Below are 24,672 nucleotides of genomic sequence, written 5' to 3'. Positions count from 1 at the left end.
CTGAAACCTCGTCGGGGCGCGGTCCAGACCATCACGCTGGACAATGGCTCCGAATTCGCCGAGCACCAAGCCGTGTCCAAGGCAGTGACAGCAGCGACATACTTCTGTGATCCCTACTGCTCCGGGCAGCGTGGGACCAACGAGAACACCAATGGCCTGATACGGCAGTACTTTCCCAAGGGAACGGACTTCCGCCAGGTCACCGATGCCGAGCTTCGCAGGGTGCTCAGGAAGCTGAATGACCGCCCTCGAAAACGGCTCGGCTATCGGACACCGGCACAGGTATTCCTGGGGGAATACTCAGGAGCCCTGGATACCGCAGGTGCTGCACTTATTGCTTGAATTCAGGAAAGAACGGGGTTTCCTATGGCAACGCAACACAAAGTATTTAAAAACCTGTATCAGGATTCGGTATCGCTGATGCAGGTTTCTTCCCGACTGGATCAGATGGACGGCATCGAAGGTGCGTCCGTGGTGATGGGTACCGAGGCCAATCTGGTGCGCATAGCGGACGCCGGTTTTGGTGAGAGCATCAGCGCCAAGCCCAGCGACCTGGTGATTGCGGTGCAGGGCGACGCCGCCGCCTGCGATGCTGCCATGGTTGCCGCTGAGCAGGCCCTGGCGGCAAAGCCCGATGACAGCGGTGACGGTGTATCCACTGCCCAGCCTGTGCGCAGCTTTGCCCTGGCGCTGGAGCAGCATCCGCAGGCCAACCTGGCACTGATTTCCGTGCCCGGGGAGTACGCCGCGGCGGAGGCCATCAAAGCGCTTAACTTTGGCCTTAACGTGATGATGTTCAGCGATAATGTCTCCATCGCCGACGAACGGACCATCAAGCATCTGGCCCAGGAAAAGAACCTGATGGTAATGGGGCCGGATTGCGGCACCGCCATCATCAACGGCATTCCCCTGGGCTTTGCCAATGTGGTGCGCCGTGGCGCGATTGGCGTGGTGGCTGCCTCTGGTACCGGCCTGCAGGAAGCCACTTGCCGCATTCATCAGCTGGGTGAGGGCGTGTCGCAGGCGCTGGGCACCGGCGGCCACGACCTGCATCAGGACGTGGGCGGACTGTCCATGCTGCATGGGCTGCAAGCGCTGGCAGACGACCCGCAAACCGATGTCGTCGTGCTCATTTCTAAACCCCCCGCACAGGCCATCGCCGACAAGATTCTTGCCCGGGCCGCCTCCATCACCAAACCGGTGGTGGTCAACTTCCTGGGGCAGGGCAGTCCGGCAACGGTAATGGACGGCGTTTACTTCGCCGACTCACTGGCCCACTCGGCCGAGGTGGCCGTGGCGCTTTACCGCAACCAGATGGAGCCGGCCGCACAGTCGTGCAGCCAGGCCGACAGCGACACCGTATCGCGGCTTGCGGCGGGCTTGAGCGACGCCCAGCGCTATATTCGCGGCGTGTTTGCCGGCGGCACCTTCTGCTATGAGGCACAGATCATTGCCGCGAGCTATGACTTGCGGGCAAGTTCCAACACGCCGTCGAAAGGTAACAGCGAACTGACCGATCTCTGGCGTAGCCAGGGCCACACCATCGTGGACCTGGGAGATGACGCCTTCACCCAGGGATGTCCGCATCCAATGATCGACCCCACGCTGCGCAACCAGCGTTTACTGCAGGAGGCGCAAGACCCGGAAACCGCGGCTGTGCTGTTTGATCTGGTGCTGGGCTACGGCGCTGCGGAAGAGCCGCTGACCGACCTGCTGACGGTGATCGAACAGGCTCGGCAACAGACGGCGCCGCCGGTATTTATCGCCCACGTATGTGGTACCGATGCCGACCCGCAATCCCGTCAGCAGATCCAAATGGCCTTGCGTGACGCCGGCGTGCAACTGGCCGACAGCAACGCTCACGCGTCGCATCTGGCCGCCAGCCTGGTGGCCAGTCTGTAATCGCGCTTTGCCCTGATTTCATTTTTTTAGCGAGATGGTGAGCACAGTGAACGCACTTTTTACTCAGCAACTGACGGTTCTGAACGCCGGTTTGCAAAGCTTTGCCGATAACATCACCCGCGCCGGCGGCGAGGCCGTCGCGCTGAGCTGGCAGCCCCCGGCCGGCGGCGACCGCGAAGGTGGCATGGTGCTGGCTAGCCTGCTGAATCATCCGCAGATTGAAGCGGCCAATGAACAGGCCATGGCGCAGTATCTGGCCGCCCAGCCGATGCTGGTTGACGTCATGCGCGCTGGAGAAGCCATACCGGCCCTGGATAAGCACAAGCGCATCCTGCACGCGGGCCCGCCCATTGCATGGAACGATATGTGCGGCCCGGTGCAGGGCGCCATTCTCGGGGCCATCCTCTACGAGCAGTGGGCCGACACCCTGGAGCAGGCGCAAGCGCTGATTGAACAGGGCGAGGTCAGCTTTGAGCCCTGCCACCATTACGATGCCGTGGCCCCCATGGCCGGCATCATCAGCCGCTCGATGCCCCTGTGGGTGGTCGAGAACACCGAAAACAGTCAGCGTGTGTACAGCAACTTCAACGAAGGCCTGGGCAAGGTGCTGCGGTTTGGTGCCAACGGCGATGTAGTGATTGAACGCCTGCATTGGATGGGAACCGAACTGGCTGAGGCCATGAAAGCCATGCTGGCAGAATCCGGCCCGATTGAGCTGAAGCCGATCATGGCCCAGGCACTGCACATGGGCGACGAAGTGCACAACCGCAACATTGCCGCCACCGGCCTGCTGCTGAAGCAGCTACTGCCGGCGCTGCTTAGCACCGCGTTACCAATAGAGCAGATCCAGCGCGCCATCCGTTTCATTACCGCCAACGACCACTTTTTCCTGAACCTGTCCATGGCGGCGTGCAAGAGCATGCTCAAGGCCGCCGAAGGCGTGCCCGGCAGCACCATGGTCACGGTGATGGCGCGCAACGGCGTGAACTTCGGCATTCGCCTGTCCAGCACCGGTGACACCTGGTTCCAGGCGCCGGCGAATCCGGTGGACGGTCTGTTCTTCCCCGGCTATGGCGTCGACGATGCTGCCGCTGATCTCGGTGACAGCGCCATCACCGAAACCGCCGGAGTGGGTGGCTTTGCCATGGCTTCATCTCCCGCCATCGTGAAATTCGTTGGCGGAACTCCCGCTGATGCCACTCAGAACAGCCGCTCCATGCAGCACGTCACCCTGGGCAGCAACCCGGCATTCACTCTGCCGGCGCTGAACTTTGCGCCCACCGCTGCGGGGATTGATGCGCGCAAGGTATTGGACAGCTCGGTACTGCCCATTATCAACACCGGTATCGCCCACAAGGAGGCCGGTGTCGGCCAGATTGGCGCCGGCATCACCACTGCGCCCATGTCCTGTTTCGTTGATGCCCTGAACGCACTGGCTCGGCAGATCAGCCGCTAGGAGAACATCATGACCAGAAAACCGCTTGCGATCGTTGCTTTCGGTGGTAACGCGCTGATTGACGACGACGCTCACTGCTCCATCAACGACCAGTACCAGATGGTCTGCAACAGCGTGGGCTATCTGGTGGACCTGATCGAGCAGGGCTGGTCGCTGGTGCTGACCCACGGCAACGGTCCCCAGGTGGGCTTCATTTTACGACGCTCAGAGCTGGCCGCTCCCGAGGTGGCCCCGGTGCCGGTGGACTACGCGGTGGGCGATACCCAGGGCGCCATCGGCTACATGTTCCAGAAGGCCATGGTGAACGAGCTGCAGCGTCGTAACCTGCAGCGCCCGGTGGTGACGCTGGTCACCCAGACCCGAGTCAGCTGGCAGGATCCGGCCTTTGCCACCCCCAACAAGCCCATCGGGGCGTTCATGGACAAGGCCTCCGCCGAGCAGTGCGCTGCGGAGCTGGGCTGGCACATCATGGAAGATTCCGGACGTGGCTGGCGGCGCTGCGTGGCCAGCCCCCAGCCCCAGGAGATCATCGAACTGGAGAGCATTCGCAGCCTGGTCGACAGTGGCTCGCTGGTCATTGCCTGCGGCGGTGGCGGTATTCCGGTTGAGCGCGACGACGACGGCAACCTGCGCGGCGTGGAAGCGGTGATCGACAAGGACGTTGCCTCGGCCCTGCTGGCCAGCGAGTTGCACGCCGACATGCTGATTATTCCCACCGGTGTGGAAAAAGTGGCGATCAATTTCGGCCGGCCCGACGAGCAGTGGCTGGACAGCCTGACCCCGGCAGATGCTCGCGCCCTCAGTGAGCAGGGCCAGTTTGGCGAAGGCTCGATGAAACCGAAGGTGGACGCCCTGCTGAAATTCCTGCAGGGCAACCCTGACGGCAGCGGCCTGATTACCAAAGCCAGCACCCTGATGCAGGCGATGGATCGTCACACCGGCACCTGGATTGGCACTAACCCGATGGAGAAGCACCATGACTGAGACAGCCCTGTTGGCCGTGAACGGCACTCTGATGCGCGGTCTGAAACTGAATCCGAATCTGACCAACGCCGGTGGCCGCTTCGTGCGAGAAGACAAAACCGACGGTTATTACCGCCTGTGGTCCATCAACGACGACCATCCGGCGATGATCCGCACCCTGGAACCTGCCGCGCAAGTGGAACTGGAAGTGTGGGAGCTGCCGATGGCGGCCTTTGCCGCCGTGCTCAGCAACGAACCGGCGGGTCTCTCCATCGGTAAGGTGAAACTGGCCGACGGCAGCGAAGTGCTGGGTGTCCTGGGCGAGCCCTGGCTGGTGGAGGGCCAGCGTGAAATCACCGACACCGGCGGCTGGCGTCGCTATACCGAAGGAGAGGGAATATGAGCCGCGCGACAGAAGCAACCGGTAATTCCGCCTCCGGCTTTCAGGTCGCCATTATTCTGCTGGGTATACTCGTGACGCCGGTGGTGCTGGCGTCCTCGAGCCTGGGCAGCCAGCTCACCCTGGGGACGGCGGCCATCGCCATCGCCGCCGGCAGCATCATCCTGGCGTTGCTGGCGGCCATCAATATTTCCATTGGTGAGCGGGCACGAATGCCCACCTACGGTATTGTGAAATACTCGTTCGGCAGAAAGGGCGCGGTCGCCATCAATATTCTGATGGCCATCAGCCTGTTTGGCTGGATTGCGGTCACCGCCAACACCTTTGGCCATAGCGCCCATGATCTGCTGGCGCGCCAGTTTGGCCTGGAGCTGCCAATACCCGCCATCGTGACCTTCGGCTGCGTGATCTTTGTCGCCTCCACCGCTTTCGGCTTCGAGGCGCTTGGCAAGGTGGCCAGGTTCGCGGTGCCCATCATCGCGCTGCTGATGTTCTACATCCTGTACCTGGCGCTGACCAGCGAGGTGCCGCCGGCCATCGCGGAAAAAGTCAGTGATCTTAGCTTTGGTGCCGCGGTGTCTTCCATCGTGGGCACTATCATCGTGCTGGTGGCCACCTCGCCGGACTTTGGCGCCTTCGTCCACAACCGCAAGCACGCCATCATCGCCGGCCTGCTGACCTTCGGAGTGGCCTATCCGGTGCTCTTTCTGGTGGGCGCGGTACCAGGCTCCATGACCTCCCAGGACTCCCTGCTGGCGGCCATGGCCATCATCGGCACAACCTTGCCGGCTACCATACTGCTGATCTTCGCCTGCATTACCGGCAACGCAGGCAATATGTTCCAGGGTACTCTGGTGGTGTCCACGCTGTTCAGTGCTTTTGCAAAATGGAAGATCACTGTGGCACTGGGAGTGCTGGCTGCCGTTGTGGGCAGCATGGACATCATGGGCTGGTTTATCCCCTTCCTGCTGTTTCTGGGTATCGCGACGCCACCGGTGTGCGGCATCTACATTGCTGACTACCTCGTCAACCGTCGCAAAGGCTTTGACGAGGCGCGGCTGGACAGCGACGCGGCCATCAAGCCGAGGACCTTTGTGGCCTGGGGGGTGGCCTCATTCGTGGGGTTCTGCACCGTGAACGGCTGGTTCACGCTAAGCGGTATCCCGTCCGTGGATTCCATACTGGTGGCGTTTCTGGGCTACGTTCTGCTGTCTCGCGTCGGCGCGGGGAAGAGTGCCGCGCAAACCTCCTGAGCCGCATCGAACGTCTCATTCAAGCCGGGTGCCCAAAAGGCCCCGGCTTTTTTCGCGACGGCCGCCCGGCTTGTGGCAACCCGTTTGCCCGTTCGTCAGCGTCCCTTGTCCGCCGTCATGATAGGTGCATCGCAGATTAGCGTTAAACACGCAGGTCGTTCGTCGCGCGGCTGGCCGAGCAGGGCCCCGACCTGCTGGCGCGGCTGCCGATTCCCCTGATTGTGGTGCCCTGATCGCGGTGCCCTGAGCGACGTCGCAGTGGCCCAGGCATTGTCCTGAACGATGCCGCCCCACAGGGCGGCGAGAATTTGGCAAGATGGCGACCCCTGAACAGGCGACGCGGGAACCGATCGGGATGACATACTTGCTGGTGATGGGAGGCCTGGCGCTCTCCGTCTGCTTTACCCTGGGCTGGGGGCTGATCGGCATGGGGCGCTGGCTGGGTCGCCGGCTGCGCGGAGGAGGCAGCTCGTCGTCACGGCAGAAGAGGCGTCGGGCACCGAATCGGCCGAGGGCCGCGCCCAAGACCTCTGCCAAGGCGCCCCCCAAGGCCACCAACAAGGCCACCAACAAGGCCAAGACCAAGGCCTCGCCTCAGGGGGGAAGCCCCAAGGCGCCCTCGGAGCCCTGGCGCCTGACCAGCTGGCTGGCCCGTCGGCGCTCGTCACTGCCGCTGGGCCTGCTGACCCTGCTGCTCTATGGCGGGAGCCGCCTGGCCGAATACGGCATGGCCTTTCGCCCTGGCGATGCCCCTGGGGAGTTTCACCGCCTCGTCGAGGTGCTGGGCTGGATCGCCGCCGGACTGCTGACCCTGGCCACCGTAAGCCTGCTGGCCGCCTGGCGCTGTCGCCGCTAGGCGTCGCGACGCCCGAGTCGCTCTCACCTATGCTGACATGGCCTCGAGTCGAGACAAGGAGCCATGGCCATGACCCTCCCCGACGCCCGTCGTCGCGCAGCGACGCTGCTGCTGATCCTCTCCCCGCTGCTGCTGGCGCCGGCGGCCCTGGGAGAGGTGGACTTCCAGTACCAGCGTCCCGACGCCACGCCGCCGCCGGGCGCCGAGAGCGAGAAGGCGCCCGGCGGTCCCTTCCAGCGCTTCGCCGTGTCCGCGGCGCATCCCCTGGCTGCCGACGCCGGCTATCAGATCCTGGCGGCGGGAGGCTCGGCGATCGATGCCGCCATCGCCGTGCAGATGGTGCTCACGCTGGTCGAACCCCAGTCCAGCGGTATCGGCGGCGGTTCTTTCCTGATGCATCACGATGGCGAGGAGGCCCGGGCCTACGACGGGCGCGAGACCGCGCCTTCCTCGGCCAAGGAAGGGCTCTTCCTGGGTCAGGACGGCGAGCCTCTGGCGTTCATGAAGGCCGTGGCCAGCGGCCGTTCGGTCGGCGTGCCCGGCACCCTGCGCATGCTGGAGACGGCCCACGGCGAGCACGGGCGACTGCCCTGGGCCGTGCTCTTCGAGCCGGCCATCACCCTGGCCGACGATGGGTTTCCGGTCGGTTCCAGGCTGCACGCGAGCCTGGACGACACCGAGGCCCTGCGTGACGACGCCCAGGCCTCGGGCTTCTTCTTCACCGAACAGGGGGAGCCCCTGGCGGAGGGACACCGGCTCAAGAACCCGGCGCTGGCCGTGATCCTCCAGCGCGTCGCCGAGCAGGACAGTTCGGCGTTACACACCGGGGAGGTCGCCCGGGACATCGTGGGGCGGGTGCAGAATCATCCCGCCATCCCCGGCAGCCTGAGCCTCGAGGATCTCGCCACCTACACGGCAAAGGAGCGCGAGCCGCTCTGCAGTGACTGGCAGGACCATCGCCTCTGCGGCTTTCCGCCGCCCTCGTCGGGGCACCTGACCGTGATGCAGATCCTCGGCATCCTGGCGCAGCTGCCGCCCTCGAAGGCGGGTCTGGAGGACGACCTTCCCGGCGTCGACTGGCTACATCGTTTTCTCGAGGCCTCGCGTCTGGCCTTCGCCGACCGGGGGCGCTATATCGCCGATCCGGCCTTCGTCGAAGCGCCCGGCGGAGACTGGTCGCTGATGATCGCGCCCGACTATCTGGAGGAGCGCGCCGCCCTGATCGAGGCGACGCAGAGCCTGGGCAGCGGCGGCGCGAGTCCGGGCACCCCGGGTGTCGTGGCGACCGCCTGGGCCGCGCAGCCGACGCAGCCGGAGGCGGGCACCAGCCACATCAGCATCATCGATGCGCATGGCAACGCGCTGGCCATGACCAGCTCCCTAGGGCAGGCCTTCGGCGCGCGCATCCTCTCCGGCGGGGGCACCGGCATGCCGGGAGGCTTTTTGCTCAACAATGCCCTGACCGACTTTTCCTTCACGCCCACGGACGATCAGGGCACGCCCATCGCCAATCGGGTGGAGCCGGGCAAGCGCCCGCGTTCCAGCCTGAGCCCGACGTTGGTCGTCGAGGGCGAGGGCAGTGCCCTGGTGGCGAGCCTGGGAGCGAGAGGGGGCGCGGCCATCATTACCGATACCGCTCTCGCGCTGGTGGCGATGCTCGACTGGGGGCTGGACGTCGAAGGCGCGCTGGCCCTGCCCCATGCCAGCACCCTGGGTGGGCCGGTCTCGCTGGAGGCGGGCCGCTTTCCGACCGCTACCCTTGAGGCCCTGCGCGAGTTGGGTCACGAGGTGGAGGAGCGCGAGCCGACCGGCGGCCTGCACGCGCTCCGGCGCACCGGGCAAGGCTTCGTCGGCGACACCGATCCACGCCGCGAGGGTGTCGTGCGGGGAGAGTGAAACCCACTTCGATCGCGCCACGGGCCCGCTAGCCCCTCAGCCAGTTGCGCAGCTTGACCAGCAGAAGGGCGCCATCGCCCAGGCGCCGACGCTCGGCGATCAGTTCGGCGAGCAGGGCCGGGCGGTCGGTGATGATGCCGTCCACCCCCAGGTCGATCAGTCGTGACATGGCGTTGCGCTCGTTGAGGGTCCAGGCGTGAAGCGCGTAACCGTAGTGTCCGGCCAGGCGGATCTCCTCCTCGTCGATGCGGTTGTGGCGCAGCGCCAGGGCATCGAAGCCGCGACGCTCCAGGCTGCCCGACAGCACCAGCTGGGCCAGCAGCGTGGTGCCCAGGCGAGGCTCGCGCCGTGACGCCTCGCGCAGCAGCCAGGGCGAGCGGGTGGCCACGCGCATCTGCCCCATGATGTCGGCGTCGCCACAGGCCAGAGCGCTCACGCGGTCCTCGGCGCGGGCCCGGCAGTCCAGGCGATGGGTCCGTTCCAGCTTCAGCTCGTCGAGCACCGCCTCGAGCAGGTCGAGCTCACGCCCCGGGTCCGGCTTGAGTTCGATCAGCAGCCAGGCGCGCCCGCGCACCGTCGCGAGCGCCTCGTCCAGTCCCGGGATCCGCTCGCCAGCGAAGGCGGGGTCGAACCAGCGGCCGACATCGTAGGCCTCAAGGGATGCCCGTGGCAGCGTGCCGAGTTGCCGATCATCGCCGGTCAGTCGCTGGAGACTCGCATCGTGGTAGAGCACGACGCGATCGTCGGCGGTGAGCCGCACGTCGATCTCGATGCCGTCGGCGCCGTCCTGCATGGCCTGATCCAGCGCCGCCAGGGTGTTCTCCGGTGCCTTCAGCGAGCTGCCACGGTGGGCGATGATCTCGACCTCGTCGCGGATCTCGAAGCGGTTGACGATCAGCCAGGCCTGGCCGATGGCGAACAGCACCACGGCGAGCTCCACGGCCCAGGCCAGGCGACGCGGATGGCTGCCGGGCGGGGGAGGCTCGGGGCGTGGCTCGCGGTGCGCCAGCCGCAGATAGAGGCAGGTGGCCTGCAGGGCATTGGCGGCGATGCCGCCGAAGGCGATGGCCAGGGTGATGAGCAGGTAGGCGGTGAGGTAGGCGAGCATGGCCGGGATCAGCACCGCGTTGCGCTCGGGCAGCCACCACAGCAGCGGCGTGACGACCCGGTCGAACAGGGCGGTGGCGACCAAGGGCAGGCCGACGATGCCGAGCAGCAACAGCAGCACTGCCGCGGCGATATGGCGACCCTGGCCCCGGGTCAGCCGCATGCTGCGCGCGAGAGCCGCCCGGGGAGGCATCCCTTCCAGGGTCAGCACCGTCAGTGCCAGGTGCCAGCGCACGTAGAGGCCGCCCGCCAGCAGGGCCCAGGCCAGCACCGGCACCAGGGCGCTGGCGAGGAAGGCCCAGAAGGCCGGGGGACGCGCGCGCTGCACGAAGTAGGGATCCAGATCCCCGAGGAACAGCTCGTGCAGCCCGCCCAGGGCGAAGGCCAGGGGGGCGAGCAGCAGCAGCTGGGTACCGACCTGCATTGCGATCAGGCCGCTGATCGCCGGCAGGCGGCGCAGCGTGGCCCAGAGCGCCTCGAAGGCCAGGCGCACGTGCTGGCCGTGAGGACGCACCGCGACGAGGATCATGCCGGACTGCTGCAGGTAGAGTACCAGGAAGGTCAGGCCCACCGCGGCCAGCAGCCACACGAGCCCGGCCGGGCTCATCAGCAGGGCGAGCAGCTCGCCGTTGGTGATCACCGGCCGGCCGAACTCCCCGAGCAGGCTCGATAGCGTCCAGCCCACGGCCGGCAGCAGCAGGCTCGAGGCCAGCAGGGTGAAAAAGAGGTGATAGGCGATCAGCGGTCGCAGGTGCTCGCGCAGGGTGCGCAGCACGTCGCCGCTCAGTCGTGACAGGGCCAGCATGGACGCGCAAGGGTGACTTCGGAGCCCTCAGGGTGACATCGCGTCTCACGCTCGGGCAAGGGAAGGGGAGCGTACCGTACCGATTCGCAGGCGGCCCCGCCGCCTGGCCGACGAGCCCCGCGAACGCTCGCGGGGCCATCGTGATGAATAGTAGGGCTCAGCGTTCCAGGTCCAGCCGCTCGTCGGCAATCAGGATGCCGTTGTTGTCGGCATAGAGCCACTGACCGGGCTCGATGGTCACGCCGGCGAAGGTCACGGGCAGGTCCCGCTGCCCTTCGCCGCGCTTTTCACTCTTGCGCGGATGGGCGCCCAGCGCCTGGATGCCGAGCTCGGTCTCGGCCAGGACGTCGACGTCGCGCACGCAGCCGTACATCACCACGCCGGCCCAGCCGTTGCCGGCGGCCTGCTCGGCCAGCATGTCGCCAAGCATGGCGCAGCGGGTCGAGCCACCGGCGTCGACCACCAGCACGGCGCCGTCACCGGGCTCGGCCACGGCTTCCTTGACTCTGGAGTTGTCCTCGAAGCACTTGACGGTGCGAATCGGGCCGTAGAAGGCCTCCAGGCCGCCGGCATTGACGAAGATCGGGTCGAGCACCTGGACCTCGGGGTAGGCGTCGCAAATATCCGGGGTAACGATCTGGCTCACGGGGATGGCTCCTGATGTCGGTCTTGATATCGAGACTCGTCGATGATGCCACGCTCGGAGCACAGCGACAGGCCTCCTTTGGTGGCAGACGCCGCTCGATGGGGCAGGGAAGAGGGTAAAAAGAGCCAAAAAAAGCGCCCCCGGAGAGGCGCTTCTGTCATCGGCTCCGGCCACCGCGAGCGGCGGCCTTCGATGTTGCGAGCATCGGAGTCGAGCTGACGTTCTCACGACGTCGGGTATCAGGCTTCCTGGGCGACCGGAATCACGTTGGACGCGGCGTTCTGATACTCCTCGATCTCGTGGAAGTTCATGTAGCGATAGATCTCGCCGGCCATGGCGTCGAACTCGCTCATGTAGCGGCGATACTCGTCGACGCTCGGCAGGCGACCCTCCACCGCGGCCACGGCCGCGAGCTCGGCGGACGCCAGATAGACGTTGGCGCCATCGCCCAGGCGGTTGGGGAAGTTGCGGGTCGAGGTCGAGACCACGGTGCTCTTGGCGGCCACGCGCGCCTGGTTACCCATGCACAGCGAGCAGCCCGGCATCTCCATGCGCGCACCGGCACGACCGTAGATGCCGTAGTAGCCTTCCTCGGTCAGCTGGTGCTGATCCATCTTGGTCGGCGGCGCCAGCCACAGCTTGGTCTTCAGGCTGCCGGCCGGCTGCTTCTCGAGCAGCTTGCCCGCGGCGCGGAAGTGGCCGATGTTGGTCATGCACGAGCCGATGAAGACCTCATCGATCTTCTCGCCGGCGACCTCGGAGAGCAGACGCGCGTCGTCCGGATCGTTCGGGGCGCACAGGACCGGCTCCTTGAGCTGCTCGAGGTCGATCTCGATGACCTCGGCGTACTCGGCGTCCTTGTCGGCGCGCATCATGCTCGGGTTGGCCAGCCACTCTTCCATGCCCTGGATACGACGCTCGATGGTACGGCGGTCGCCGTAGCCGTTGGCGATCATCCACTTGAGCAGGGTGATGTTGGACTTCAGGTACTCGGCGACGGAGTCATCACCCAGGGTGATGGTGCAGCCCGCGGCGGAGCGCTCGGCGGAGGCGTCGGAAAGCTCGAAGGCCTGCTCGACGGTGAGGTCCTCGAGGCCCTCGATCTCCAGCACGCGACCGGAGAAGGCGTTCTTCTTGCCGGACTTCTCGACGGTCAGCAGCCCCTGCTGGATGGCGTAGTAGGGGATGGCGTGGACCAGATCACGCAGGGTGACGCCGGGCTGACGCTCGCCCTTGAAGCGCACCAGGACCGACTCCGGCATGTCCAGCGGCATCACGCCGGTGGCGGCGGCGAAGGCGACCAGGCCGGAGCCTGCCGGGAAGGAGATGCCCAGCGGGAAGCGGGTGTGGGAGTCGCCGCCGGTGCCGACGGTGTCGGGCAGCAGCATGCGGTTGAGCCAGCTGTGGATGATGCCGTCGCCCGGGCGCAGCGAGACGCCGCCGCGGTTCATGATGAAGTCGGGCAGGGTGTGGTGGGTATCCACATCGACCGGCTTGGGGTAGGCCGCGGTGTGGCAGAAGGACTGCATCACCAGGTCGGCCTGGAAGCCCAGGCAGGCCAGGTCCTTGAGCTCGTCGCGGGTCATGGGCCCGGTGGTGTCCTGGGAGCCCACGGTGCTCATCTTCGGCTCGCAGTACATGCCGGGACGCACGCCGTCCATGCCGCAGGCCTTGCCGACCATCTTCTGGGCCAGGGTGAAGCCCTTGCCGGTGTCGGCCGGCTGCTCGGGCAGGCGGAAGACGTCGGAGGGGGCGAGGCCCAGAGACTCGCGCGCCTTGGTGGTCAGGCCGCGACCGATGATCAGCGGGATGCGCCCGCCAGCACGCACCTCGTCGAGGATCAGCTGAGTCTTGAGCTCGAAGGTGGTGAGCACCTCGTCGGTGCCGTGCTTGCACACCTTGCCCTCGTACGGGTAGACGTCGATGACGTCGCCCATCTCGAGCTTCTCGACGTCCATCTCGACGGGCAGGGCACCGGAATCTTCCATGGTGTTGAAGAAGATCGGGGCGATCTTGCCGCCGAAGCAGAAGCCGCCGGCACGCTTGTTCGGGACGTTGGGGATGTCGTCACCGAAGAACCACAGCACGGAGTTGGTCGCGGACTTGCGCGAGGAGCCGGTGCCGACCACGTCGCCCACGTAGGCGACCGGGTAGCCCTTGGCCTTCACCGCCTCGATCTGTGCCAGCGGGCCCTTGACGCCCTGCTCCTCGGGCTCGATGCCGTCACGCTCGTTCTTGAGCATGGCGTTGGCGTGCACCGGGATATCGGGACGCGACCAGGCATCCGGGGCGGGGGAGAGGTCGTCGGTGTTGGTCTCGCCCGGCACCTTGAAGACGCTGAGGGTGATCTTCTCGTCCAGCGCGGGCTTGGAGAGGAACCACTCGGCCTCGGCCCAGGACTGGATGACGTCCTTGGCCACGGCGTTGCCGGCCTTGGCGCGCTCTTCCACGTCGTGGAAGGCATCGAACATCAGCAGGGTGTGCTTGAGCTGCTCGCCGACTTCGCGGGCCAGGTCGGCATCGTCCAGCAGCTCGACCAGCGAGACGATGTTGTAGCCGCCCTGCATGGTGCCCAGCAGCTTCACCGCGTGGATGCGGTCGATCAGCGGCGACTCGGCCTCACCCTTGGCGATGGCGGTGAGGAAGCCGGCCTTGACGTAGGCCGCCTCGTCGACACCGGGCGGAACTCGATTGGTGAGCAGGTCGAGGACGAACTCCTCCTCGCCGGCCGGCGGGTTCTTCAGCAGCTCGACCAGAGCGGCGACCTGCTCGGCGTTCAGCGGCTTCGGCGGCACGCCCTCGGCGGCGCGCTCCTCGACATGTTGGCGATAGGCTTCAAGCACGTGGGGACCCTCATCGGTAGTGGCGGCCAGGGCCGGCGAGACGCGTCGTGCGGACCGCGCCGACAGGGGCGCGGAGCCGGCGGACCCGCCCGGTTTGGCCAGGGTGTCAGCGGTGCCGCGATGATAGATGAAACTGTCGACAATGTTAAGGCGAGCCCGTGGTTGGGGCCTTGAACTTTGGTCGGCGGTGGCCGCCGGGCACAACTTCGGGATGCCAGAGCGCCGCCCTGCGCGGTACCATGAACGTTTGCCAATACACCTGAACGTCAACGGGAGGTCATATGGGAGAGCGCATCGTCTCGCCCTGCGTCGGCGTCTGCTCGACCACCCTGGGAGACCGGGTGTGTCGCGGCTGTCAGCGCACCGACAGCGAGATCCGCGACTGGCCGGCCTACAGCGGCGGCGAGCGCCGCGCCCGCCTGGTCGACATCGACCGGCTGCGTGCCGAGGTTGCCGCGCGCCACCTGGTCGTCGAGGACGCCGCACTCCTCGAGACCCAGCTGCAACGCTATCGCATTCGCTTCCGCGAGGATCAGCCGGCGCTCTCCCGGGCCGTGGAGCTGCTGCGGGTGGGCCGCGGGCGCATCCAAGAGCTCGCGCGCTACGGCCTGGCCGGCCTCGATCACCAGGATGCCGCCTCGCTGCACGCCGCGATCGCCCGTGACCTGCTCGCCACCGCGGACCGGCGCCTGGCGACCTCCTTCGATTCCACCGACCTGCCGACACCATGATGCCCTCGACCGACACCCTCGAATCGACCGCGTGCCAGGAACTGCTGCCCGCCGAGCTGCTGTCCTTCCTGCCCTGTGCCACTCCGGATGCCTGGGTGGACTGGGCGCTCGACAACCCCGAACTGCTGCTGATCGATCATGCTCAGTGCGAGAAGAAGGCCGCCTCCACGGCCATGAGCCTGCTCTATCGCTATGTGGACCAGCCGCTGCTGCTCTCCAAGATGAGCCAGCTCGCCCGGGAGGAGCTGCTGCACTTCGAGCAGGTCGTCAAGCTGATGGAGGCGCGGGGAGTCGTTTATCGCCATATCAGCGCATCGCGCTATGCCGAGGGGCTGCGCCGACACGTTCGCGGGGAGGAGCCCGAGCGGCTGATCGATATCCTGATCATCGGGGCGCTGATCGAGGCGCGCAGCTGCGAGCGCTTCGCCCGGCTGATTCCGCATCTGGATGATGAACTTGCCAAGTTCTATCGCAGTCTGGTTAAGTCGGAAGGTCGCCATTTCGAGGACTATCTGATGCTGGCGCGCCGCCTGGCCACGGCGCCCATCGACGAACGCATCGCCTTCTTTTCCGATCGCGAGGCCGAGCTGGTCACCATGCCGGACACGGTCTTTCGTTTTCACAGCGGTGTGCCGGCCTGACGCCATCACTTCCGCCACGCAGGAATGCTCACCATGCGGGATGCAGCCGACGACATATACGAGAACGACCGGGATCACCTGGCACTCTTCGGCCACTTTTCACTGAACCTGGGCGACGACGTCCTGACCCAGTTCAGTTACGACAAGGTAAAGGCCCTGCTGGTCTACCTTCTGCTGCATGACCAGCCCGTCAACCGCGCCACCCTGGCCGAGCTGCTGTGGCCCGATCAGGGTCTGTCGTCGGGGCGCACCAACCTGCGTCACGCCCTGCACTGCCTGCGCCAGTCGCTGGGTGACGAGGCCGAACGGGTGCTGGCGGTGACCCGCCAGACCATCGCCTTCCGGCTGCCGGAACCCTGGCGCTTCGACATGCATCGCCTGCAGACGCTGCTCGACGGCCCCGGCGACGTGGCCACCCTCGAGGCGGCGCTGGCCTGCTACCGGGGCGATCTCGTCGAGGAGCTGCAGCTCGGAAGCTGCGCCGAATATCAGCGCTGGCTGGTGCAGGTGCGCAACGAGTGGCGCCAGCGGGTGATCCGCTTCGCCGAAGGCGTGCTCGAGCACCAGGAACCGGTGCCCGCCGAGGTGTTGGAGGCGCTGGTCAGCCGTTTCTCGGGCTACGGCCCCTTTCACGAGCGGCTGGTGCGCCAGCTTGCCGAGCAGGGGCAGCTGGCCGCCGCCCATGAGCAGTACAACGCCTACCTGCAGCTGCTGGCGCTCTCCGGTCAGCAGCCCGAGCCCGCCTTCCTGCAGCTCGCCCGCTATTGGTCCGATGCGCCGGCCGAGGGCTCGCCGCTGGGGCCCAGCGGGGCCTTCTCGCGAACCCTGGCCACGGACAGTGCGCCGCTGCGCGAGGATGAGATCGAGCAGCGGCAGCTCTCGGTCATGGCCATCCGACTGCGGCTCAAGGCCGATCTCTCGGATCGCGCCGATGCCCGCGCCTGCCTGGCGCTGCAGGTCGAGCTGATGCGCTGGCTCGAGCAGCAGTGTCACCACCTGGGCGGCTTCTGGCTGCCCGGGGCGACCGGCGGCCTGGGGCTGGCCTGCTTCGGTACCCACGGCCCGGCCCATCAGCTGGCCGAGCTGGTCGCGCTCTATGAGCACTGCCGCCGCGTGCTGCCCGAGGAGTCGCTGCGTCACTGGAGCGGCGAGGGCGAGCCACCCAGCATCGAGCTGGCCGCGGGGCTCGACAGCGGGCGCGTGGTGTATCTGCCCGAGCGCCACCTGGTCGACCCGCTGGGGCAGGTGACCCAGGGCTCCCTGGATCTGATGAGCGCCGCCGGGGGCAGCGAGCTGGTGATCTCCCAGGATGCCAGCCAGCACATGCCGCCGGCCCTGGATCTGCAGCCGCGCCTCTCTACGCGCCTGGTGGCCAGCGACGGTCGCGTGCGCCTGCGGGCGCTCGTTCTCGGCGCGAACGAAGGCGGGCGCGAGGCGCTGCCCCCAAGCCTGGTGGGCCGCGAGACCTCGCTGCGCACGCTGCGCGACGCCCTGGCCCGCGCCGGCATCGGCCTGCGCCAGAGCGTGCTGGTGCGCGGCCCCTCGGGACTCGGCAAGTCGGCGCTGCTGGTCGGATTTCGCCAGCTCGAGCAGAGCCGCGAGGCGGCGATCTGCTGGCAGCCGACCACCCGGCTCTCCGTGCAGGAGCCCTACGGCGTGGCGCGCCAGTTGCTGCGCTGGCACCTTGGCGGGCGCATTGAGGAGGCCGCGATATCGCGCCTGCTGGCCGACGACGAAGCGCTGGCACCGGATACGGACCCGCGGCTGCTGCTCGAGGAGGCGCTCGGCGTGCGCGAGCCCCGCGAGATGGCCGCACTGGCCCAGAGCGGCGAGGCCGTGGAGCTGGTGGTGGGGCTGCTGCATCGCCTGATCGGCGAGCTGACCCGCCAGCGCACCCTGGTGCTGATGATCGACGACCTGCAGTGGCTCGACGAGCCCTCCTTCAAGGTGCTGGCCGGCCTGCAGGCGCGGCTGCCGATCAACTGTCCTTTCCTGCTGGTGGCCAGCCACCACGGCCGCGAGGCCCTGCCGGCGCGCCTGCACTGGGACCAGCAGATCTCGCTGGGGCGGCTCGATCCCACCCAGTCCTCCCGGCTGCTCTCCCAGCTGGCGCGTCGCTACCGGATCCACCTCAGCCCGCGGCTGCGCGGCCAGATCATCGAGCGCTGTGACGGTGTGCCGCTCTACCTGCAGGAGATCTGCCGGCGGGTCGACATGGATCGCCGTGAGGGGCGCAGCGTGCAGCTCGACGAGCTGCCCCACGGCCTGCTGGGGCTGCTGGCCAGCCGCATCGACCAGCTCGACGGCGACCGCGAGGTGGCCCACGTGGCGGCGGTACTGGGCCGCCGCTTCCGTCTCGATTTTCTCGCCGAGTGCAGCGGCTGGGAGATGAGTCGACTCTCCACGGCGCTGGAGCACATGCGCCGGCTCGAGATCATCGAGCCTACCGAGGGCGAGTCGGCCGAGCGCGAGTACCAGTTCACCCATCAGCTGCTCCAGGAGGCCGCCTACCTGGCCTGCCCGCGCGACGTGCGGGTCAGCATTCATCGCCAGGTGGTCAGCCTGATCGAGGAACACTTCCCGATGTGGATCAGTCGCCATCCCGGCGACTTCGCCACCCATCTGCGGCGCAGCGGCCACTATGCGCGCGGCGCCCGCTACTTCGAGCTGGCCGCCCGGGAGGCCCTCAAGGTCAGCGCCAACCGCACGGCGCTGAAGATGGCCGATTTCGGCCTCGCCAGCCTGCGCCACGTCGAGGATCAGGCCGAGCGTGAGATCAGCCTGCTCACCGTGCGGGGCCAGGCGGCCTTCGCCCTGGAGGGCCACGGCTCGCCCACCGCCCACGAGAGCTTCGTGCGCGCCCGGGAACTGCTGGCCCAGCAGGCGGAGAGCCCGGAGGAGGGCGGCGACCTGGAGCAGGCCTTCCTGGTCAAGTGGGGGCTGTGGGTGGGCTGCAGCCAGCGCCATGCCCATGCCGACGCCTTCTCGCTGGCCTCGCGGCTGGCCGGCCTGGCCGATCGCCTGGAGGATCCCCGCTATCGGCGCCTGGCCGATTTCGCCCGCGCCAGCTGCGAGTACTGGGCGGGACGCATCTCCCAGGCCTATGACCACCTCGAGGAGATCGATCCGCTCAATGCCCCGATGATGATCGAGTGGCTGCCGTTCTCCGATCACCCCCAGGTGGCCGCGGCCTGCTTCCAGGGCTGGACGCTCTGCCTGCGCGGCGACTATCAGCGGGCCGAGCGGCAGGTGGAGTCGGCCATTCGCCTGGCCGAGCGCATCAATCACCCGGGCAGCCTGGCCATGGCGCTGATGTACGCCGCGGCCCTCTACCGCCAGCTGGGCCACGTGCACCTGGCCACCGTGCGCGCCGAGCGCGCCTTCGAGCTGACCGGCACGCCGGATCTGCACCTCTGGCAGGTGGCCTCGCGCTGCGTGCTGGGCTGGCAGCGGGCGCTGGCGGGCGACCGCGATGGCCTGGCCACGATCGAGGCGGCCCTGGAGGAGCTGGCCGAGGTGACCGGGCGCGACCCTTACCAGCGTCCGGCCCTCTGGTACGTGGATGCCTGCGTGGCCTTGGGCGAGCTCTCCCGCGCCGAGGCCTACCTCGATCAGTGCCTGATGATCGCCCGCGAGCGCACCACGCTGTTCGTCTCGGAACTGGCGCTCAACCTGGCGCGGATCCGCCACCGCCTGGGGTACTCCCGTGATGAGGTCAGGAGCCTGGCCGAACAGGCCCTGGCTCACGCTCGGGAGGATGGCAACCTGCACCAGCAGCTCTCGGTGCTGGAGCTCTGGCTGACGCTGATCGACCCGCGCGACGAGGCGGCTCAGGTCGAGTTTCGCCGTCTGCTGGGCGTGGTGAGCCACGGCGATGCCCCGGTGCTGATGCGCTGGCGAAGCCTGCTCGACCGTCGACTGCCCCACGTCGAGGATCTCTCCTCATGAGGAACTGACCGCTGACGCGATGCCCGCAGACGACAACGGCGCCTCCAGGGCGCCGTTGTCGTTCGTGCTATCTGCCCCGGCGGGGGCCGGGGGCGAGTCGAGTCAGGTGGCGAGTTCCAGGGCCGCGATGCGCTCGAGCGCATCGTCGCGATCGTCGCCACACAGCTCGGCGTCATGGTCGAAGCGCTCGCACACCGCCGGGCGGCGAGGGTCGCCGAACAGCCGGCAGAGGTTGGCGTCGTCGAGCTGAGCGCAGCGCACGCCCGCCGGCTTGCCATCGGGCATGCCGGGAATCGGCGAGCTGATCGACGGCGCGATGCAGCAGGCGCCGCAGCCCGGACGGCACTCGCCGGGGGCGGGCGTCACGGGCGCGCCTCGGCGATGGCGCCCTTGTCGATCCCCTCGAAGGCCTGGACCCGAGTGGCGCGACCGCTCTCCCGGGCGATGGCCTCGGCCAGCCAGGCGGCGATCTGCTCCACGGTGGTAGGGGTCGGCAGCACGGCGCAGCGGCGGCGAGGCAGGCGCAGGAAGAACTGCCCCTGCTCGGCGCGGTAGCGGGTGGTCAGGCGGTCATCGAGGCCCGACTCGTCGTCCTCGACGATGTCGGCCGCGTCGACCAGGTAGCGCTCACCGAGCCAGTCGGCCCAGCGCGCCTCCAACGCCGGCTGGCGCTCTCCGTCCTGCCACACATGCAGCCGTGAACGATGGCCGTGGGCGATGCGCTGGCAGTTGCCGACATGGCGTTTCAGGCCGTGGCTGTAGCCGTAGGCGGCGCCCTCGATCGCCTCCTCGCGCAGGGTCAGGCGGATGTCGCCGACCCGCGGCGGCGGACGGCGCATCAGCTCGTCGGCCAGATGACGGGCGAGGCGCTCCGGCGTGATCTCGGACCAGGGCAGCAGGCTCAGCGCCTGGCGCGGGGCGCGCATCTCGAGCGGATAGGGGACCTCGCTGCGCAGGCAGAGGCCCTCCCGACAGTCGTGAAGCGTCACGCCCGGCGCCTCGGTCGGTACCAGCAGGGTGTGATCGACGCCACCGTCGATCGCGCCCTTGATCCAGGGCTTCACCTCGCCGAAGTCGAAGAGCATGCCGTCCTCGCCGAGCTCGCCGTCGAGTTCGACGTCGACCTGCCAGCTCGCGCCGACGAGGCCGCGCCTCGGGCACCACAGCGAGGCATCGAGCTGGGTGAGGCGGTTGACGAAGAGGGTCATCAGTCGACTCCCGCGATCTTGTGGGTCTGCAGCGACAGCCGCCACTGGGGATGGGCCAGGCAGTAGGCCACCGTCTCGGCCATGGTATTGGAAGCGCCGTCGCCCTCAAGGCCGGCGGGGGTGGTGTCCATGGGTTGCAGGAAGAAGTGGGCGAAATCCAGCCGCGCGAAGCGCTCGGGCGTGACCCCGGCCTGGGGGTGGACCAGCTTGAGCTCGTCGCCGCCGGTGACCACCAGCGGGTTGTCGCCCTTGGGACTCACGCAGAGCCAGTCGATGCCGGCGGGGGGTGGCAGGGTGCCGTTGGTCTCCACCGCGACCTCGAAGCCGCTCTCGTGCATGGCGGCCACCAGGACCTCGTCCAGCTGCAGCAGCGGCTCGCCGCCGGTGAACACCACGTAGGGCGTGGCCACCCCGCCGTGATCGGGCCACAGCGCGGTGAGATGGTCGGCCAGCGCCGCGGCCTCCCGGAAGCGCCCGCCGTTCTGGCCGTCGGTGCCGATGAAGTCGGTATCGCAGAAGCGGCAGGCCGCCGTGGTGCGGTCCGCCTCGCGGCCCGACCAGAGGTTGCAGCCGCTGAAGCGGCAGAAGACGCTGGCGCGGCCCGCCTGGCCCCCTTCGCCCTGCAGCGAGTAGAAGGCTTCCTTGACGCTGTACATCAGGAGTCTCCCGCGTCGGCGCCGGGGCGCTGTAAATCTGCGGCGGTTTCAGGTCGCTGGGCATCGGCGGCGTCATCGGGCCGCTGAGCGGTGGCGGCGTCATCGGGCCGCTGAATGGCGGCGGCGGGGTCGGGCCGCTGTGAGTCGGCCGCGTCATCGGGCCGCTGTAGATAACCCAGGGGATCGACGGCGCCGTTAGCGGCGAAGGCTGCCAGGCGCTCCCGACAGCTGCCGCAGCGCCCGCAGGCGAGTGCTTCGCCGCGGTAGCAGGTCCAGGTGTCGGCGTAGTCGAGGCCCATGGCCAGGCCCTCGGCGAGGATCTCGGCCTTGCTCGAGCGCAGGTAGGGCGCGTGGATCGTCACCGCCTCGAAGTTGGCGATGCCGGCCACGTCGTTCATCGCCTCGACGAAGGCGGGTCGGCAGTCCGGGTAGAGCACGTGATCGCCGCCGTGGGCGCCGTAGTCGACCCGGCCGGCGCCAATGTTGACCGCCTTGGCGATGGCCAATGAGAGCAGCACCATGTTGCGGTTGGGCACCACGGTAGCGGTCAGGTTGTCCTCGGCGTAGTCGCCCTCGGGCATTGCGCGGCTTTCGTCGGTAAGTGCCGATGAGTCGATAAGGCCGTGGATGGCGGTGATGTCGACTATCTGGTGGGGCACGCCCAGCTCGCGGCAGACGCGCGCGGCCACCTCGAGCTCACGGCGATGGCGCTGGCCGTAGTCGAAGGAGAGGGCGTGGACGTCGAGGCCCTCGCGCAGGGCGCGGTGCAGCACGGTAAAGGAGTCCATGCCGCCGGAGTAGATCACCACGGTGGCGGGATAGGGGGTGTGGGTCATGTCGGAAACTCTGGTCGGAGAATTTGTCGCCCCCGGCGCGTAACGAGCAACGCGTCGGGAGAGGGCGCCGGGGTCCGGTCCGGCGCGCGACAGTGTACGCAAGGCCGTCTTATCTGGCCAGAATCGGTGCCAATTGCTAGACTTTCGCGCCTTCCATCCCTGCACCCGCGGCTTCGGCCGACGGCGGTGCCATCGTCCTGACAACGGTGAATTCCATGAAAGCCCCTGAACTGCTGTCGCCCGCCGGCACCTTCAAGAACATGCGCTACGCCTTCGCCTATGGGGCGGATGCGGTCTATGCCGGCCAGCCGCGCTACTCGCTGCGCGTGCGCAACAACGACTTCAAGATCGACAACCTGCACAAGGGCATCGCCTACGCCCACGAGCGGGGCAAGCAGTTCTACGTGGCGTCCAACATCGCGCCCCACAACAGCAAGCTCAGGACCTACCTGCGCGACATGGAGCCGGTGATCGAGGCCGGGCCCGACGCGCTGATCATGTCCGATCCCGGGCTGATCATGATGATCCGCGAGCGTTGGCCCGAGCAGGTCATCCACCTCTCCGTGCAGTCCAACGTGGTCAACTACGCGGCCGCGCGCTTCTGGCAGCAGCAGGGCATCAGCCGCATCATCCTCTCGCGGGAGCTGTCGCTGGAGGAGATCGCCCAGATCCGCGCCGAGTGCCCGGATCTCGAGATCGAGACCTTCGTCCACGGCGCGCTGTGCATCGCCTATTCCGGGCGCTGCCTGCTCTCGGGCTACTTCAACCATCGCGACCCCAACCAGGGCACCTGCACCAATGCCTGCCGCTGGAAGTACAACACCGTGGCGGCCTCCGAGGACGAGACCGGCGACCTGGTGCCGGCCAACTCGGCGCGCGCCCACGCCGCCAGCGGCATCTGGACGCCGGGTCAGTCATCACCGCAGGGCGGAGGGCTGATCGCCTCGGGTGGCGGCAGTGCCGAGGCGGCTGAGATGAGTACCGCCACCGCGGGCGGCACCGAGGGGCAGGACGAGCTATCGGCGCTGATCGAGGATCGCAGCCGGCCCGGCGAGCTGATGCCGGTGTACGAGGACGAGCACGGCACTTACATCATGAACTCCAAGGACCTGCGCGCGGTGCAGCACGTGCCGCGCCTGGCCGAGATGGGCGTCACCTCGCTGAAGATCGAGGGCCGTACCAAGTCGCCCTACTACGTGGCGCGCACCGCCCAGGTCTATCGCCGCGCTATCGATGACGCCGTGGCCGGCCGCCCTTTCGACATGCGCCTGATGGACGAGCTCGATAACCTCGCCAACCGCGGCTACACGGAGGGCTTCTACCGCCGCCACGTCCACGACCAGTACCAGAACTACGAACAGGGCAACTCGGTGGGGGTGCACCAGCAGTTCGTCGGCGAGGTCACCGCCTATGACCCGGATCGCGGCGTGCTGGAGATCGACGTCAAGAACCGCTTCGAGGTCGGCGACTCCATGGAGCTGATGCTGCCCGGCGGCAACCGCCGCTTCGCGCTCGAGCACATCGAGAACCGTCGCGGCGAGTCGGTGGGGGCGGCGCCGGGCTCCGGTCACGTGGTGCGCATTCCCGTGCCGGGTGAGGCGATCTCGCCCGAACGCATCGAGTTCGCGCTGCTGATGCGCGACCTCTGATTCACCGCGCGGCTGGACTTCCTCGGCCGCCGACGACATGGTAGGGGACGATTGACCGTCGAACAGCGAGACGTCGAACCGTTGGCAGTCGAACAGGGAGCGTCATGGCGACCATCGAACACAGCGCGATTCTCAAGGCATCCCCGGAGCGGGTCTTCGCCCTGCTCGAGCGGGTCGAGGACTTTGCCGACTATTCCGACCTGATCAAGGCGATCGAGCCGCTGGGTCAGGATCGCTACCGCTGGCACGTGCACGCGGTGGGAATGGACTGGACCTTCGATGTCGCCATCACCGAGGCGCGTGCGCCGGAGGTGCTGGCCTGGGAGTCGCTGGACGGCGTCCACAATCAGGGCTGCTATCGCCTGACCCCGGTCGAGGGCGGTACCCAGGTGGCCCTGACCCTGACCTACACGATTCGTAATCGCCTGCTGGAGAAGGCCGTCAATCGAGCGGCCAGGCCCCTGGTGGGCAAGGTCAGCCGACAGATCCTGGAGCGCGTCGAGGCGCGGCTCTAGCCGGCAGGCGCCTGACCTCGCTCGCCCTGCGCGGCCAACTAACGACGCCGCCCGTCACGATGACGGGCGGCGTCGTTGTTTGCCACGTGATCTCGGGGCGACATCCTCAGCCCTTGCGCAGCGAGGCATCGAGGTGATCGACGACCTCGGCCCAGTCGGCGTCCTCCTGGAGGGCCTCGCGCAGAAACTCCGCCTGGCCCTCGTTCCAGCAGGGCGCGTCCGGTAGCGCGATTTCCTCGGGAATCGGCGCGTGCTGATCGATGAAGCGCTTGATGGCCGCGTGATCGGAGGCGAGGCCAAGCTGCTCGAAGAGTTCGGTGAAGGGGTGGTCGGGATGTTCCATGGATTGACTCCTGCTGAC

Annotated in this window: 20 protein-coding genes and 1 pseudogene; 13 read left to right on the top strand and 8 right to left on the bottom strand. The window is 67.5% G+C overall.

From position 1 onward, the window contains the following. The 8 genes from BM388_RS07480 to BM388_RS07445 form a co-directional block, all read left to right on the top strand. The coding region (locus tag BM388_RS07480) for an IS30 family transposase (RefSeq protein WP_139233905.1) at positions 1-342 on the top strand (342 nt) is incomplete at its 5' end. 24 nt (positions 343-366) lie between these two features. After that, on the top strand, positions 367-1,902 hold the full coding sequence (gene fdrA / locus BM388_RS07475) for an acyl-CoA synthetase FdrA (RefSeq protein WP_089848723.1): 1,536 nt from the start codon (positions 367-369) through the stop codon (positions 1,900-1,902). 46 nt (positions 1,903-1,948) lie between these two features. Beyond that, positions 1,949-3,358, top strand: a complete 1,410-nt coding sequence (locus tag BM388_RS07470; protein ID WP_089848721.1) for a YlbE family protein — start codon at positions 1,949-1,951, stop codon at positions 3,356-3,358. A 9-nt stretch (positions 3,359-3,367) separates the two neighbouring features. Further along, positions 3,368-4,342: a carbamate kinase gene (locus BM388_RS07465; protein WP_089848719.1), complete on the top strand. Its 975-nt coding sequence runs from the start codon at positions 3,368-3,370 to the stop codon at positions 4,340-4,342. Then, complete coding sequence (locus BM388_RS07460) at positions 4,335-4,724, top strand: allophanate hydrolase-related protein (RefSeq protein WP_089848716.1); 390 nt, start codon at positions 4,335-4,337, stop codon at positions 4,722-4,724. Before BM388_RS07465 ends, BM388_RS07460 begins: the two co-directional genes overlap by 8 nt. Then, on the top strand, positions 4,721-5,974 hold the full coding sequence (locus BM388_RS07455) for a cytosine permease (RefSeq protein ID WP_089848714.1): 1,254 nt from the start codon (positions 4,721-4,723) through the stop codon (positions 5,972-5,974). The genes BM388_RS07460 and BM388_RS07455 overlap by 4 nt, the downstream gene beginning before the upstream one ends. A 355-nt stretch (positions 5,975-6,329) precedes the next feature. Next, entirely contained in the window at positions 6,330-6,830 is a 501-nt protein-coding gene (locus tag BM388_RS07450; protein WP_139233904.1) for a hypothetical protein, read from the top strand. A 69-nt stretch (positions 6,831-6,899) separates the two neighbouring features. Next, a complete protein-coding gene (locus BM388_RS07445) occupies positions 6,900-8,726 on the top strand; it encodes a gamma-glutamyltransferase family protein (RefSeq protein ID WP_089848711.1) in 1,827 nt (608 codons plus the stop codon). Between the two features lie 28 nt (positions 8,727-8,754). Here the strand turns inward: BM388_RS07445 and BM388_RS07440 are convergent, their stop codons facing one another. The 3 genes from BM388_RS07440 to acnB form a co-directional block, all read right to left on the bottom strand. Then, positions 8,755-10,638: a glycerophosphodiester phosphodiesterase gene (locus BM388_RS07440; protein WP_089848709.1), complete on the bottom strand. Its 1,884-nt coding sequence runs from the start codon at positions 10,636-10,638 to the stop codon at positions 8,755-8,757. A gap of 157 nt (positions 10,639-10,795) precedes the next feature. Beyond that, positions 10,796-11,284 (bottom strand): ribonuclease E activity regulator RraA, encoded by a 489-nt coding sequence (gene rraA / locus BM388_RS07435; RefSeq protein WP_089848707.1) that lies wholly within the window; start codon positions 11,282-11,284, stop codon positions 10,796-10,798. 239 nt (positions 11,285-11,523) lie between these two features. Then, positions 11,524-14,127 (bottom strand): bifunctional aconitate hydratase 2/2-methylisocitrate dehydratase, encoded by a 2,604-nt coding sequence (acnB, locus tag BM388_RS07430; RefSeq protein ID WP_089848706.1) that lies wholly within the window; start codon positions 14,125-14,127, stop codon positions 11,524-11,526. Between the two features lie 281 nt (positions 14,128-14,408). Here acnB and BM388_RS07425 point away from each other — a divergent pair, with 281 nt between their 5' ends. Genes BM388_RS07425 through BM388_RS07415 form a run of 3 tightly spaced genes read left to right on the top strand, consistent with a single transcriptional unit; the run spans position 14,409 to position 19,447 of the window. After that, entirely contained in the window at positions 14,409-14,858 is a 450-nt protein-coding gene (locus BM388_RS07425; protein ID WP_089848704.1) for a DUF1289 domain-containing protein, read from the top strand. Continuing rightward, complete coding sequence (locus tag BM388_RS07420) at positions 14,858-15,499, top strand: MiaE family protein (protein WP_089848731.1); 642 nt, start codon at positions 14,858-14,860, stop codon at positions 15,497-15,499. Before BM388_RS07425 ends, BM388_RS07420 begins: the two co-directional genes overlap by 1 nt. Before the next feature lie 33 nt (positions 15,500-15,532). Then, the gene (locus BM388_RS07415) at positions 15,533-19,447 is read left to right on the top strand and encodes an ATP-binding protein (RefSeq protein ID WP_089848702.1); all 3,915 of its coding nucleotides are present in this window, start codon (positions 15,533-15,535) and stop codon (positions 19,445-19,447) included. 102 nt (positions 19,448-19,549) lie between these two features. Here the strand turns inward: BM388_RS07415 and BM388_RS07410 are convergent, their stop codons facing one another. The 4 genes and pseudogenes from BM388_RS07410 to queC all read right to left on the bottom strand — a co-directional run. Next, positions 19,550-19,813, bottom strand: a complete 264-nt coding sequence (locus BM388_RS07410) for a YkgJ family cysteine cluster protein (protein ID WP_089848699.1) — start codon at positions 19,811-19,813, stop codon at positions 19,550-19,552. Beyond that, positions 19,810-20,655 carry a 6-carboxytetrahydropterin synthase gene (locus BM388_RS07405; RefSeq protein ID WP_089848697.1) on the bottom strand — a complete coding sequence of 282 codons (846 nt, stop codon included), beginning with the start codon at positions 20,653-20,655 and terminating at the stop codon, positions 19,810-19,812. Before BM388_RS07405 ends, BM388_RS07410 begins: the two co-directional genes overlap by 4 nt. Then, positions 20,655-21,311 carry a 7-carboxy-7-deazaguanine synthase gene (gene queE, locus BM388_RS07400; RefSeq protein WP_089848695.1) on the bottom strand — a complete coding sequence of 219 codons (657 nt, stop codon included), beginning with the start codon at positions 21,309-21,311 and terminating at the stop codon, positions 20,655-20,657. The genes BM388_RS07405 and queE overlap by 1 nt, the downstream gene beginning before the upstream one ends. Before the next feature lie 170 nt (positions 21,312-21,481). Further along, positions 21,482-22,147: pseudogene (gene queC, locus BM388_RS07395) on the bottom strand (7-cyano-7-deazaguanine synthase QueC); the annotation flags it as partial. Between the two features lie 215 nt (positions 22,148-22,362). On the opposite strand from queC, the gene trhP reads away from it, so the two are divergent. Then, positions 22,363-23,796: a prephenate-dependent tRNA uridine(34) hydroxylase TrhP gene (gene trhP / locus BM388_RS07390; RefSeq protein ID WP_089848691.1), complete on the top strand. Its 1,434-nt coding sequence runs from the start codon at positions 22,363-22,365 to the stop codon at positions 23,794-23,796. A gap of 104 nt (positions 23,797-23,900) precedes the next feature. Further along, positions 23,901-24,311 (top strand): SRPBCC family protein, encoded by a 411-nt coding sequence (locus BM388_RS07385; RefSeq protein ID WP_089848689.1) that lies wholly within the window; start codon positions 23,901-23,903, stop codon positions 24,309-24,311. A gap of 106 nt (positions 24,312-24,417) precedes the next feature. Here BM388_RS07385 and BM388_RS07380 read toward each other — a convergent pair whose 3' ends face one another. Next, positions 24,418-24,654, bottom strand: coding sequence for a DUF2789 domain-containing protein (locus tag BM388_RS07380; RefSeq protein WP_089848686.1), 237 nt, complete (start codon positions 24,652-24,654; stop codon positions 24,418-24,420). Positions 24,655-24,672 lie beyond the last annotated feature (18 nt).

The sequence above is a fragment of the Halomonas saccharevitans genome (assembly GCF_900116405.1).
Taxonomy (GTDB): Bacteria; Pseudomonadota; Gammaproteobacteria; order Pseudomonadales; family Halomonadaceae; genus Halomonas; species Halomonas saccharevitans.
Note: the sequence above shows the minus strand (reverse complement) of the source record. Positions and strands in the feature narration are given on the sequence as shown.

Coding starts and splice junctions, on each gene's coding strand:
- fdrA (WP_089848723.1), top strand. CDS start 367: ATGGCAACGCAACACAAAGTATTTAAAAACCTGTATCAGGATTCGGTA.
- BM388_RS07465 (WP_089848719.1), top strand. CDS start 3,368: ATGACCAGAAAACCGCTTGCGATCGTTGCTTTCGGTGGTAACGCGCTG.
- BM388_RS07460 (WP_089848716.1), top strand. CDS start 4,335: ATGACTGAGACAGCCCTGTTGGCCGTGAACGGCACTCTGATGCGCGGT.
- BM388_RS07455 (WP_089848714.1), top strand. CDS start 4,721: ATGAGCCGCGCGACAGAAGCAACCGGTAATTCCGCCTCCGGCTTTCAG.
- BM388_RS07450 (WP_139233904.1), top strand. CDS start 6,330: ATGACATACTTGCTGGTGATGGGAGGCCTGGCGCTCTCCGTCTGCTTT.
- BM388_RS07445 (WP_089848711.1), top strand. CDS start 6,900: ATGACCCTCCCCGACGCCCGTCGTCGCGCAGCGACGCTGCTGCTGATC.
- BM388_RS07440 (WP_089848709.1), bottom strand. CDS start 10,638: ATGCTGGCCCTGTCACGACTGAGCGGCGACGTGCTGCGCACCCTGCGC.
- BM388_RS07425 (WP_089848704.1), top strand. CDS start 14,409: ATGGGAGAGCGCATCGTCTCGCCCTGCGTCGGCGTCTGCTCGACCACC.
- BM388_RS07420 (WP_089848731.1), top strand. CDS start 14,858: ATGCCCTCGACCGACACCCTCGAATCGACCGCGTGCCAGGAACTGCTG.
- BM388_RS07415 (WP_089848702.1), top strand. CDS start 15,533: ATGCGGGATGCAGCCGACGACATATACGAGAACGACCGGGATCACCTG.
- BM388_RS07405 (WP_089848697.1), bottom strand. CDS start 20,655: ATGACCCTCTTCGTCAACCGCCTCACCCAGCTCGATGCCTCGCTGTGG.
- queE (WP_089848695.1), bottom strand. CDS start 21,311: ATGTACAGCGTCAAGGAAGCCTTCTACTCGCTGCAGGGCGAAGGGGGC.
- trhP (WP_089848691.1), top strand. CDS start 22,363: ATGAAAGCCCCTGAACTGCTGTCGCCCGCCGGCACCTTCAAGAACATG.
- BM388_RS07385 (WP_089848689.1), top strand. CDS start 23,901: ATGGCGACCATCGAACACAGCGCGATTCTCAAGGCATCCCCGGAGCGG.
- BM388_RS07380 (WP_089848686.1), bottom strand. CDS start 24,654: ATGGAACATCCCGACCACCCCTTCACCGAACTCTTCGAGCAGCTTGGC.